10 protein-coding genes are annotated in these 12,058 nt (G+C 68.4%); 2 read left to right on the top strand and 8 right to left on the bottom strand.

Translation table 11 applies throughout. The features are described from left to right. Together VD972_RS08125 and VD972_RS08120 are read left to right on the top strand one after the other, a co-directional pair. The coding region (locus VD972_RS08125; RefSeq protein ID WP_324983302.1) for an NAD-dependent epimerase/dehydratase family protein at positions 1–379 on the top strand (379 nt) is incomplete at its 5' end. Positions 380–401: 22 nt separating this feature from the next. After that, positions 402–1,145 carry a glycosyltransferase gene (locus VD972_RS08120; protein ID WP_324983299.1) on the top strand — a complete coding sequence of 248 codons (744 nt, stop codon included), beginning with the start codon at positions 402–404 and terminating at the stop codon, positions 1,143–1,145. Between the two features lie 16 nt (positions 1,146–1,161). On the opposite strand, the gene VD972_RS08115 is transcribed toward VD972_RS08120, so the two are convergent. From VD972_RS08115 to VD972_RS08080, 8 genes are all read right to left on the bottom strand, one after another. Further along, entirely contained in the window at positions 1,162–2,481 is a 1,320-nt protein-coding gene (locus VD972_RS08115) for a hypothetical protein (RefSeq protein ID WP_324983296.1), read from the bottom strand. 103 nt (positions 2,482–2,584) lie between these two features. Further along, positions 2,585–3,607, bottom strand: coding sequence for a methyltransferase (locus VD972_RS08110; protein ID WP_324983293.1), 1,023 nt, complete (start codon positions 3,605–3,607; stop codon positions 2,585–2,587). Further along, entirely contained in the window at positions 3,604–4,746 is a 1,143-nt protein-coding gene (locus VD972_RS08105) for an aminotransferase class V-fold PLP-dependent enzyme (protein WP_324983290.1), read from the bottom strand. Before VD972_RS08105 ends, VD972_RS08110 begins: the two co-directional genes overlap by 4 nt. Position 4,747: 1 nt before the next feature. After that, on the bottom strand, positions 4,748–5,995 hold the full coding sequence (locus tag VD972_RS08100; RefSeq protein ID WP_324983287.1) for a tryptophan 2,3-dioxygenase family protein: 1,248 nt from the start codon (positions 5,993–5,995) through the stop codon (positions 4,748–4,750). A gap of 127 nt (positions 5,996–6,122) precedes the next feature. Beyond that, a complete protein-coding gene (locus VD972_RS08095; RefSeq protein ID WP_324983284.1) occupies positions 6,123–6,524 on the bottom strand; it encodes a response regulator in 402 nt (133 codons plus the stop codon). Then, positions 6,517–9,435 carry a response regulator gene (locus VD972_RS08090; RefSeq protein ID WP_324983283.1) on the bottom strand — a complete coding sequence of 973 codons (2,919 nt, stop codon included), beginning with the start codon at positions 9,433–9,435 and terminating at the stop codon, positions 6,517–6,519. Before VD972_RS08090 ends, VD972_RS08095 begins: the two co-directional genes overlap by 8 nt. Further along, complete coding sequence (locus VD972_RS08085) at positions 9,435–10,598, bottom strand: FIST signal transduction protein (RefSeq protein ID WP_324983280.1); 1,164 nt, start codon at positions 10,596–10,598, stop codon at positions 9,435–9,437. Before VD972_RS08085 ends, VD972_RS08090 begins: the two co-directional genes overlap by 1 nt. 27 nt (positions 10,599–10,625) lie before the next feature. Further along, on the bottom strand, positions 10,626–12,058 hold a 1,433-nt coding region (locus VD972_RS08080), incomplete at its 5' end, for a cytochrome C (RefSeq protein ID WP_324983277.1).

Below are 12,058 nucleotides of genomic sequence, written 5' to 3'. Positions count from 1 at the left end.
GATCGTCAAGGGGCAGGATCCGCTGCGCATCCTGGGCGCCGGCGATCAGGTGCGGCACTACACCTACGGTGGAGACCTGGCCAAGGGCATCCGCGTGTGCATGGAGCACCCCGCGGCGCTCAACGAGGACTTCAACATCTCCACGGACGAGTCCACCACCGTGCGCCAGCTGGCCGAGGCCATCTGGAAGAAGCTCAAGCCGGGCCAGCCGGTGCGCATCGAGTCGGATCCGCCCTTCAAGTACGACGTGCAGAAGCGCGTGCCGGACGTGAGCAAGTCCACGAAGGTGCTCGGCTTTACCTGCAACACCTCGCTGGACCAGATGCTGGATGAGGTCATCCCCTGGGTGAAGCAGCAGGTGGAGCTGGGCAACATCTAGCACCGTAGCCCCGGAGGTGAGCGTGTCCGCTTCGAGCCCCCAGCGCCAGGCAGCCGAGCCCGAGCTGCACGTCGTGGTTCCCGTCTACAACGAGGCCGAGAACTTCCGGCCTTTCTACGAGAGCCTTGTCAGCAAGGTGCGCACCCCGTTCGACATCCTGGTCGTCTACGACCGGGACGAGGACACCACGCTGCCGGTGGCGCGGGAGCTGGCCGAGAAGGATCCGCGCGTCCAGCTGGTGAAGAACGAGGGGCGCGGGGTGCTGGGGGCGCTGAAGACGGGCATGAAGCGCCCGAAGTCCGGCGCCGTGCTGGTGACGATGGCGGATCTGTCGGATGACCATGGGTGCGTGGACGAGATGTTCGCGCTCTACCGGCAGGGGTACGCGGTCGTCTCGGCGAGCCGGTACGCGCGCGGCGGCGCACAGCGCGGGGGGCCGATGGTGAAGAGCCTCCTGTCGCGCACGGCGGGGGCCAGCCTGCGCGTGCTGGCGGGCGTGCCCACGTGGGACGCGACGAACAACTTCAAGCTCTATAGCCGCGAGTTCCTGGACACGGTGGAGATCGAGTCCCAGGGCGGCTTCGAGCTGGCGCTCGAGCTGACCGTGAAGGCGCACCTGCAGGGCCGCCGCATCGCCGAGCTGCCCACGGTGTGGACGGATCGGGTGGCAGGCAAGAGCAACTTCAAGCTGATGAAGTGGCTGCCGCACTACCTGCGCTGGTACACGCTGGGGGTTCGCGGCCGCCTGGCTCCTCGCCGCTCCTGAGTCCTGAGTCTTGACTTCAGGGCCGGGCGGGGGCCTCGCGCTTTTCCGCGAAGACGCTCAGCCCCAGGCGCTGGAGCTCCACCGCGTAACGGCGGACTTCGTGGCCGCGGGGATGCATGCCCTGCAGCTCCGGATCCGGCCGTGCTTCGTAGGTGAGCAGGGCCTCGCGGTAGCTCCGGAAGTTGTTCCGGTAGGTGAAGCCGGTGGCGACGCCCTCGGTGAAGGACCAGACCCCCGTGGCCACCGTCGCGGCGATGAGGACGCCCATGAGCAGGCCGCGGCGTCCAGGCTCCTGGAGCGTGAGCAGGGCCCGGTGCAGCCCGACGAAGCCCAGCAGCGTGAAGGTGGTGTAGCGCGAGGAGGCTCCGAACCACTGATCCAACCCCGCGCGGCCGATCATCACCAGCACGGCGACGCCACCCACGAAGAGGAGCAACCCCAGCGCGAACGCCTCCGGGCCCGGCGTCACGCGCCGCCGGCGCAGCTCGAGGAGCACCACCCCCACGGCGGCGACGAGCAGCCCGCCGAAGGCCACGGTGGTGGTGGAGGTATGCGACGTCGGCGCTCCCAGCGTGTTGAGCAGGAAGAGGACAGCGGCCCCCGGATCCTTGAGGAAGGTGAGCGGGTCCGGGTGAGTCTCCGTGCGTCGGAAGTTCCAGGCGTACATGGCGCCGGCGAGCGCCGCAGCCAGGCTCCAGCCGAGCACGGCCCGCCAGGGAGTGCGCCCCTCACGTCGGCCTTGCCAGAGCAGGACGGCGAGCCCCGCGGGCCAGAGGGCGATACCCGAGCCGAACGAGAACGTCGCGAGGAAGGCGGAGGCCACGGCCCCAGCCCAGCGCGCCCCGAGCCCGCGTACTTCCGTCAGCCAGTACAGGCTGACGACGCAGCTGAGCACGCAGAGGGTGATCTGGAGCTGCCATCCCCAGATCAGGTTCTCGAACTGGCGGAAGGTGAAGACGAGCCAGGGGATGGGCAGGAAGGCGAACAGCGAGCGGTTCGAGGCGCCGAACGCGCGCACGTGGGCGTGGAGCAGCACGGCGCCGAGGGCCACCAGCAGCCCCGCGTTGAAGTACATCTCCGCCACGGTGTTCCACCGGGTGAGCGCCGCCAGCCCCAGCATGATGAGGCGCGGGAAGAAGAGGCGGTGCTCGTTGTGCTGGGCCGTTAGCGCATCGAGCGTGAGCTGCCCCTCGTGGAAGCTCACGAGGGTGGGGATGAACTCCCACTGATCCCAGTAGGGGAGGTTCACCCCGAAGCGGTAGACGAAGTTGAAGGGGAGGAACGCGGGGAAGGCCAGCGCGAGCAAGAGGAGGTACCGGACCCAGCGCGCCTCCACCCAAGCTGAAGACGGGTCGCCCGCTTGCGTCTGTGGAGTCTCCGAGGCCCTCACGGTGGGCGAGGGCTGTACCTCAACTGGGGAGGGTGCGGCAATCCAGCGCTTAGGGCTTGGTCGCGATGATGAGCTCGAAGGGGCCGGGCAGCACCTGGGGCGCGCGGAAGCCCAGGTCCTGCAGGGCTAGCAGGTAGTACTCCACCTCGCGCAGCCGGCTCACGCAGCTGTCCACGCCCATGAGGAAGTAGGACCAGAAGAACTGCGCTGTCAGCCGCTCGGGCGTCCGGAACTCCTCGCAGATGAGGATGTGGCCCCCGGAGGGCAGCGCCTCGTACGCGGCCTTCATCAGCGCACGCGCCGTCTCCGCCGGCCAGTCGTGCAGCACGCGCACGAAGGAGAGCGCGTCATACCCCCGTGGCAGCGGCTCTTTCAGGAAGTCTCCGCCCACGAAGCCCAGCCGCGCACCGAGGCCATGCTTCTCCCGCGTGCGCGCCACCAGCGCCTCGGTGGCCGGCAGGTTGTACACATCCACGGTGAGCCCGGGGTGCTCCTCCAGCAGGTGCGCCGCCAGCGTCCCGTCCCCGCCGCCGACCTCCAACAGCCGCTGCCCGTCCCGCCACAGCTGGCTTCCATAGGTGCGGAACACCTCGAGGATGGGGCCGAGCCCCGCGGCCATGCTGGCCTCGAAGCCCGCCACCTGAGCGGGCGTCTGCGGAGGCCAGTCGAAGGACTCCCGGGGCATGCTCTGCTCTCCGCGCAGCACCTCCGGCAGCTTGCCGTGCAGCTCGCGCCACTCGTACTTCTCCCGGTCTCGCTCCAGAGACCTCGGACCCACCACCTTCGCTGCCGCCGCTACCAGCCCCGGCACCGCCGCGTAGCGCGCCTCGATGAGTGCGTCCGTCTTCTGCTCGCGATGCACCAGCCCCAGGCTCTCCAGGCAGTCGAGGAACTTGTAGAGCCGGCCCGGCACCATGCCGTACTTCTGGCTCAGCTCCCCCAGCGTCACTGGCCCATCCTCCAGCGCCTCCAGCATCCCCAGCGTGTAGGCCGTCTCCACCACGTCGATCGCCCGCGCGCCGTTGAAGAGCAGGTGCAGCAGCGCACGGGGAGTGAACTCCAGGGTGCTCATGCCATCTCCTTCCGGGCCTCTGTCACCAGGGCCTCCATGAAGCGGTCCACTTCCTCCAGCGTGTTGTAGAAGTGCGGCGCCACGCGCAGCGCCCCCCGGAAGCTGCAGATGAAGCCCCGAGCCACGAGCCGCTTCGTCACCTCCGCGTCCCCCGGGAAGCGCAGCGCCACCACGCCGGCGCGCTGCTCGTCCTGCCGCGGCGTTACCACCGTGAGGCCCGCCTCGTCCGCCCGCGCCATCACCCGCGCCGTGCACCGCAGCGAGTGCGCGCGAATGGTGGGCATCCCCACCGCCGCCAGCAGATCCAACCCCACCCGCGAGAGCAGGGAGGGCAGCACCGCCGGCGTGCCGCTCGCCATCCTCCGCGCCGTGGGCGCCCAGTCATGCGCCGGCTCGAAGGTGAGCGGGTTCTCTCCGGCGATCCACCCCGTGGCCGCTGGCCGCAGCGTGGAGAGCAGGGCCGGGCGCACGTACAGGAAGGCGCTCTCGATGGAGCCGCACATCCACTTGTGCGCGCCCCCGAGCAGGAAGTCCACCTCCAGCGCCCCCACGTCGATGGGGACGGCGCCCACGGACTGGTACGCGTCCACCGCTACCAGCGCTCCCACCTCGCGCGCGCGTCGCACCACCGGCGCCAGGTCCACCAGCGCCCCCGTGGCGAAGCTGGCGTGCGAGAGGCTGACGAGCAGCGTGCGCTCATCGATGGCCGCACACAGCCGCTCCTCGTTCATCCTTCCGCCCTCGGAGGGCACCACCACCGCCTCCGCCCCGTAGCGGCCGAAGCCCTTCCACAGGAAGGGCACGGTGGGGAACTCCAGGTCCGTCGTCACCACGCGGCGCCGCTCGCCCTGGAAGTCGAAGCAGGTGGCCAGCCGGCCCAGCAGCGTGGTGAGGTTCGTGTCCGTCACCACGGAGCCGTCCGGTGCGCCGATGAAGCGCGCCACCGCGTCCATGTAGCCGAGCCAGTCCGCCCACCAGCCCTCCCACGCCTCGTCCCGCCAGTTCTGCAGCGTCTGCCCGTAGCGCTGCAGCACCGCCTCCATGCCCCGCGGGAACGCCCCCGTGGAGTTGCTGTTGAGGTAGGTGACCTTCTCCAGCAGGGGGAACTCGGCCCGTACCGCTGAGAGCGTCGTGTCCATGTCAGTACTGCCCCCGATCCTTGGACGGCGGCGCTCGCCGAGGGCCTGTCCCCACCGGCTCCTGAGCCTGGCTGCCCGGAGAGGTTGCATCCTCGAGCATCTGGGCGGCTCGGCGGGAGGTGGGCGGCTCGGGCCTGGACCACGGATCGTCCGGCTCGGCCATTGTGGAGGGGGGCGCGGGGGGGAGCTCGGGCTGAGGGGCCTGTCCCCGGCGAGGCGGCTCAGGCCTGGACCACGGATCCTCGGGCGGGGCCGCGGGGGCCGCGCTTGCCGCGGCGGACGTATCCCCCTGGGCGGCGGTCGAGGCAAGGGCCTGGGCGGAGACCGCCACGGGCGAAGGCGCTGCAGGGGGAGCGGCGGCGAGGGTGCGCTCGAAGTGCGCAATGGTCGGAGCCGGAGGGCTCGGCGCCTGGGCAGCAAGAGCCGGAGGACTGGGAGCCTGTGCGCTGGGAGCGGGAGGGCTGGGCACCTGGGCGTTCGGAGCCGTCGCGGGGACCGTGGGGTGGGAGTCCGAGGCGCGATGAGTCCCGGGTGTGTAGCCGCCGTCGCGACGCCACGCGCTCGTCATCTCCACACGCACCTCCCACAGCTTGCGGAAGAGCGGCAGCGTCATGCGCCCGGCCAGCACCTGCGTAGGCAGCCCGTCCAGCGCCTTGATGGAGCGGTCCACACCGATGATGCGGCGGACCATTTGATAGTGCGTGTACAGCCACGTCTGGAACAGCTCATCCAGGTCCACGAACTGCTCGCAGATGCGCTTCAGGTCCTCCGCGCCGTACGCGCCGACTTTGTAGACATCCAGCAGCCGGAGGTTGCGCCGCGCCAGCGCCCGGTCCAGCGCCGCCTCCATGGCGTCCGCCGCCAGACGCATGGCGTTGTACCCCGGAGACTCCTGCCCACTGCCGTTGCCCAGGCTGCGCCGGATGATTTGATACGTATCCGGCGTCATCGTCTCCAGGATGTTCATCTCCGCCACCAGGCAGCGCATGGCCCGCAGAATGCGCTCCATCCGCCCCGTGGCCGGCCACAGCACATCCCCGTCCAGCTCCGCCACCACCTCCACCGCTTCCTGGGTGATGAGCTTGAGCCAGAGTTCCTGGGCCTGGTGCGTGACTTGGAAGAGGAGCTCGTCATGATGGACGAGCTCTTCCGAGGGCGTCTGCAAATGCAGCAGCGTCCCTGTCTTGAGATAAACCTCGTAATCCAGGTCTCCTTTTCCTACCCACTTCTTGAGTAGTGGGTTGAACATAGGAGCCTCGAGTTGACGGCGTAACTTTTCAGCCTCACTGTAGTCAGGGGTACGCAAGGCATAGCCCTCCAAAGAGCACGGGCATTTCAGAGAAATCAGACAGCCGAGTCAGCGAAACAGACAGAACTCAGACGGGCGGCACGGGCGTGGGGCGAGTCATGTGACGGAAGGACTCCAGCTTCCGCGCAAGCTCGTCTCCCTGAACACTCTTGGAGAGATATCCATCCGCGCCCGACGCCATGGCGAGCGAGCGCAGCTGGGTCTCATCCGAGGCTGAATACAGAATGAACTTGGTGCCGGAAGGCGCCTGGGAGCGCGCCAGTGACACCACCTTGTCCCCTTTGAGAGCGGGGAAATTCACGTCGATGAGGACCACGTCCGGCACGGTGTCCCGGATGCGGGTGGAGACGCCCAGCGCGGAGATGTGAGTCTCCACCTCGAAGTCGTGGGCCCTGAGCGAGCGCGCCACGAGGTCCAGGAGGTCCGGGTCGTCATCCACGACCAGCACGCGGAGCTTGCCGTCAGCCATGGCTCTTCCCCAGGTGCTTGCGGATGGTGTCGAGCAGCTGGTCCCGATCCAACGGCTTGGTCAGGTAGGCGTCGCAGCCCGCCTTGAGGGCCCGGTCCTGGTACTCGCGGCCGGCATGGGCGGTGACGGCGATGACGGGGACCTTGGAGATGGCCGCCGGCAGCGCACGGATGCGCCGGGTGGCCTCCCAGCCGTCCACGCGAGGCAGGGACAGGTCCATCAGCACCAGGTCCGGCGTGTCCTTCTGGGTGCGCTCCAGGCCCAGCTCGCCGTCCTCGGCCTCCAGCAGCTCGAAGTTGTTGCCGAGGTAGCGGCGGACGATGTCCCGGTTCTGCGGATTGTCCTCGATATAGAGGATGCGGGGCGGGCGCCCGCTGAGGGCCGCGCGCTTCTGCAAGAGCAGCGTCTTGGCCTGGCCAATCACCTCGTCAATGGCGTGGCCGCCCTTGCGCACGAAGGCGATGAGCCCGTCGCGCAGCGTGCCCTGCTCCTCGAGGTTGAGATCCTTGCCGGTGAGCACCACCACCGGCATGTGGAGGTTCTCCGAGCGCAGCCGCCGCAGCACCTCGAAGCCGTCGAGGTTGGGCATCATCAAGTCCAACACCACGAGGATGGGCGGAGAGACGCGGGCCTTGAGGAGCGCGTCCTCGCCGTTGTGGGCCTCGGCGGTGGAGAAGCCGGCACGGCGCAGGCTGCGGCTGACGAGCTCGCGGGTGCTGGGGTCGTCATCCACCACCATCACCTCGCCGCTGCCCAGGGCCTGAGCGCCCAGGGTGCGCGTCACCACCTCCACCAGGCGGTCCGGCTCGACGGGCTTGACCAGGTACTCGCACGCGCCCAGCGAGTAGCCGCGCGCGCGCTGCTCCTCCACGGAGACGAGGATGACGGGGATGTTGGACAGCGTCGGCTCGCTCTTGAGCTGGCTGAGCACGGACCAGCCGTCCAGCCGGGGCAGGTGGATGTCCAGGATGATGGCCTGCGGCTTCACCTCGCGGGCCAGCCGCAGCGCCGTCACTCCGTCCCCGGCCGGTACGACCTTGAAGCCCGAGGGCTCCAGCTGGCCTACCACCAGCTGCTGCATGAGTGGGTCATCGTCCACCACCAGCACCGTGCTGCCGGCCGCCAGCGGGGCCAGCTTCGCCGCCACGTCCTCCACCGCCACGGGATCCTGCTCCGGCGCGCTGACCGTGGGCATGGGGGCCGCGGTCTCCAGCACGCCCTCCAGCCGCACCGTGAAGGTGGAGCCGCGGCCCAGCACGCTGGTGACGTTGACGTTGCCGCCGAGCACCTTGCTCAGCTCGCGCACGATGGCCAGCCCCAGGCCCGTGCCGCCCACCTTGCGCGTGTGGGAGCCGTCCACCTGGCGGAACTTCTCGAAGATGTGCTGCACCTGGTCCGGGGGGATGCCCACGCCGGTGTCTTCCACCGTGAGGACGACCTCGTTGCCCTCGGCCCGCGCCCCCAGTGCCACCTCGCCGGACTCGGTGAACTTGGCGGCGTTGCTCAGCAGGTTGAGCAGGATCTGCCGCAGCTTCAGCGCGTCCGACTGCAGGTAGCGCGCACGCTCCTCGATGTTGAGCGTGAGCGCCACGTCCTTGCCCTTGAGGTACTCGCGCACCGTGGCCTGGCACTCCTCGGCCAGCTCCTGCACGTCCACGCGCTCGACCACCACCTCCACGCGGCCCGCCTCGATCTTCGACAGGTCCAGGATGTCGTTGATGAGCGCCAGCAGCGTCTTGGCGTTCGTCTTCACGACGTTCAAGTCCCGGCGGCCGTGCGCGGTGAGCCGGCTGCCCTCCTCGCGCATCAGCAGGTCGCAGTAGCCGATGATGCCGTTGAGCGGGGTGCGGATCTCATGGCTGAAGTTGGCCAGGAACTCGCTCTTGAGCCGGGCGGCGGCCTCTGCCTCTCTCGCGCGCTCCTCCTCGTTGCGCTTGGAGATGGCCAGGTCCGTGGCCAGCCTATCCAGGTCCTCGTTCTGCTGACGGATGATCTCCATCTGCAGCGCGCGCTGCTGGTAGCTGGCCAGCGAGCGCGCGGTGGCGGAGCGCGAGCGCTTGAGCTCCTCGAGGCTGTCGGCCAGCTTCTTGTTGGCCGCCTGCAGCGCCGTCTCGTCCCGCTTGCGATCGGTGATGTCCTCGGTGACTCCCATCACGTAGAGGACTTCACCGTGCTCATCCATGAGCGGCACCTTGCGGGTGCCGAACTGGCGATCCTGATCAACGACGCGCGCCACCTCGTCGAAGACCTTGATCTTCTTGCTGGTAGCGACCTCGCGATCAATCGCCACGAAGGTGTCGGCCTGCTCCTTCGGGAAGTAGTCGTGATCCAGCTTCCCGAGCAGAAACTCCTTGGTCGTCTTGAAGGAGTCCGAGAACGTCTTGTTCACCACCTTGAGCCGCAGCTCCTTCGCGTCCTTCACGAAGAGGATGAAGGGCAGGCTGTCGATGATGTTGTTGAGCAGCCAGAGGGTCTGCTTGAGCTCCGCCTCTGAGGCCTCGCGCTGCCGCAGGCCGCTGCTCACCCGCACCTCGCGCGCCAGAATGAGCCCCAGCCGCCCGAGGTGATCCTCCGTGACGTAGTCGCTGGCGCCGGCCTGCGTGGCCGCCGCGAGCGTCTCGTCACTCCACTGGCGCGACAGCACCACGAAGGGGGCTGTGCTGCCCTTCGCCTTCCACAGCGCCTGGATCTGCGGCAGCGAGAGTCCCGGCTGCTCCGTGCCCAGCACCACCAGCGCCCAGGGCTTCGCGAGCGCCGAGCCGAGCGCATCGGCGCCAGAGACCCGCTCCACTTCAGGCTGGGGCGAGAGTCGGCGCAGTGCGTTTATGACCTGCTCGGTCTCGCGTTCGTTGGTGTGGAGGAGGATGCGGTGGGTAGGGCTTTCGGTTTGCGCAGGGGGCGAGAGGCTCATCAGTTGGATCCGAACGCCAGCACGGTCAGCGTGGTGTTGATGTGGAACCCCGAGTAGATCTCGAAGTGCACATTCATTCCAGCCGCCGTCGGCGCGGAGCGCAAGGTCTCCGCTAGCTCCGGTATCTTACCTGTAGCGCTCGCGTACCACATACGCCCACCACAATGGAACAAGAGGACGGCCTGGGGGTTCTGTACCCGCCTGGGCAGCTCCTCAGTGAAGAAGGACTTGGTCATCCCGGCCATGTCGCCGATCTTCATCAGCTCCAGCTCGGAGCCCTCCTCGAGCAAGTTCGCGAAAAGAATGGAGTTGTCCTCGAGGACAGGCTTCCAGGGCGCGCGGATGAAGTACTCGCGTCCCACTCGGAGTGCGGTCGGGCGGACGGCGAAGCCCTTGGGCGTGCCGAACTCGAGCTCTGCCGGCTGGCACCCGAGCAGGTCTGCGTAGCGCAGGGCCGCCGGCTTGCCGTCGATCTCCAGAGCGCGCGTGTGCGTCTCGTCAACCTTGGTGATCGTCATCCGCTCGCCGGTGGGGATGTACCAGTGCGAGCGCAGGGCGGCGAACGGAGCGTTGGTGCGGAACAGCGCCACGAGCACCGAGTCCGTGGAGACCTCGCCGTCCACGTGGAGCGCTGCGGACTGCTTGCTCATGTCGCGGTTGTCGTCGCTGGCGCCGCCACCCACGAGCACCAGCGTCTGGTTCTTCTCGAGGATGCCCAGCAGCAGCTCTTCCTTCTTGTAGCGGAACCCGTCGTCAATCACGAGGCCGACGTACTTGCGCGGGTCCAGATCCGCCTGGCGCACGCCGAGCTCCTCGCAGGCCTTGCGGATGGCGGTGGCACCGGCGGACACCGCGTCCGTGCTCAGGCCGGTGCCCAGGCCCACGCCCACGTCGAAGTCCCCGTAGAGGGCGCCAATCACCACGGTGCCGGAGTGGATGCCGGTGTTGTCCAGCTCGCCGGCGGTGGTGGCACCCACCAGGCGGCAGCCCTTGGGGAGCCGCTCGCGCAGGGCGTGGTTGAGCGCGACCTGATCCCGCTCGCGGGAGGCGTACAGCATCACCAGCTTGGGGGTGATGGACCCTAGCTGCTTCATCAGGTCCTCCGTGGCCGCGACGGGCTCCTTCTCTGAGGTACGAGCCGTCTGCATCTTCACTTGCGCCATGGAGGACCTCCGGGATGAGCAGCGCGGCTAGAGGCCGCTCTGCGGGTGTGTAGTGTGGCAGGTACTGGTGCACTGCTGGAAGGACTCGCGTCCGCCACCCACGTAGATGCTCTCAAGCGGCCCGAACTCGGCCTGGTGCTCCGCAGACCAGGTCTTGTGGCACGAGAAGCATGCAGCCTTACTGGTGCGCTGGATGCTCTGCCGGTTCAGGTGGCAGCTGCTGCACTGGGCCGCGCTGGTATCGTACCGGTCCGAGCGCGAGTGGATGAAGTGCACGCGCACGAAGATGGGGCCCTCGAGCTCAAAGGCCAGCGGCGCGTGGCAGCCGTTGCACGCGGCCCGGTTCTCGTTGCCGTGCAGCACGGAGTTCAGCTCACCGCCCTGGGTGTGGCAGCTGCTGCAGGGACCGGTGGTCGGCACCGGCTGGGTGCGCTGACGGGTGCCCACCTGGATTTCAATGGTGCGGCTGTAAGGCAGGTCCTCGCCCAGGTAGGTGCGGCGCCCCTTCACCGTCACGAGGTAGGTACCGGGGACGGCATTGGCGGGGATCTGATAGGTCCACGTGTCGCTGACCGGAGCGGCCCAGCCCGCGTGCGAGGGATCGAACGCGCCGCCGAAGAGATCATTGCCCGGCGGGAAGGTCTGCACCTGCGAGAAGAGGTTGTCGCGCTCGAACGTGGCAGGGGTCTGCACGTCCTCGGGAGCGAGGAAGTCGCCGAGCTCGATGATGGAGCGGATGGGCTGGATGTTCTGGGCCGGCCCGATGATCTGCGTCATCAACATGCGCTCGCGGTGCTTCCTCCGGTAGTACGTCGCCGACGGGTCGAAGAACGCCCGGTAGTACTGAATGCCCGGCTCGTTCTCACCGAAGACAACCTCATTATACGTCGGAAGGGAACCGCGTGGGTGGAGGCGCTTGCCGGAGCCGTCCTTGAGGGCGAGCTGGAAGCTGATGGCCGTACCGGGAGCATAGGTGCCATCCGCGCGGGGTGGGGTGACAGCCGCCACGTCAATGGAGAAGCCGTAGCCATACTGGGGGCGAGCCACCTGCTCCACGGGGATGGTGTAGGGCGCCACCGGACGCAGCGACCAGCGCACCCGGAGGGCGGTGGTGCGCGGGTGGAGGTTGAGCAGCTTGCTCTTGCAGGGCGTGCGGGCGTGGCGCAGCTCCACCAGCGCCTCCTCCATGAAGTTGTTGGCGCCAGCACAGTCCGTGGCAGAGGCGCAGTCGTACGTCCACTGGATGGCGCGGAAGCGGCGGACGAAGAAGTCGTCGTCCTCGCGGCGCCTGTCGTTGGCGCCCGCGTTCAGCAGGAGGGGCGCGGCCGTGGTGCGGCCCTGGGCGTCCACCTGCTCCACCCAGAAGAAGCTGGGCACGTTCATCCACGCTGCGTCCCGGTAGAAGCGGCGGCGCTTGAAGCCCTCGGGGCCGGCGAGCAGCTCGAACTCCTGCTCGGCCA

Source organism: Hyalangium sp. (assembly GCF_035629615.1).
Taxonomy (GTDB): domain Bacteria; phylum Myxococcota; class Myxococcia; order Myxococcales; family Myxococcaceae; genus Hyalangium.
The sequence above is the reverse complement of the archived record's forward strand: the minus strand, read 5'-3'. Positions and strand labels throughout refer to the sequence as shown.

What these genes read in the sequence shown, in the direction of transcription:
- VD972_RS08110 (WP_324983293.1), bottom strand. Translation starts at nt 3,607, where the DNA reads ATGAGCACCCTGGAGTTCACTCCCCGTGCGCTGCTGCACCTGCTCTTC.
- VD972_RS08090 (WP_324983283.1), bottom strand. Translation starts at nt 9,435, where the DNA reads ATGAGCCTCTCGCCCCCTGCGCAAACCGAAAGCCCTACCCACCGCATC.
- VD972_RS08100 (WP_324983287.1), bottom strand. Translation starts at nt 5,995, where the DNA reads ATGTTCAACCCACTACTCAAGAAGTGGGTAGGAAAAGGAGACCTGGAT.
- VD972_RS08095 (WP_324983284.1), bottom strand. Translation starts at nt 6,524, where the DNA reads ATGGCTGACGGCAAGCTCCGCGTGCTGGTCGTGGATGACGACCCGGAC.
- VD972_RS08105 (WP_324983290.1), bottom strand. Translation starts at nt 4,746, where the DNA reads ATGGACACGACGCTCTCAGCGGTACGGGCCGAGTTCCCCCTGCTGGAG.
- VD972_RS08085 (WP_324983280.1), bottom strand. Translation starts at nt 10,598, where the DNA reads ATGGCGCAAGTGAAGATGCAGACGGCTCGTACCTCAGAGAAGGAGCCC.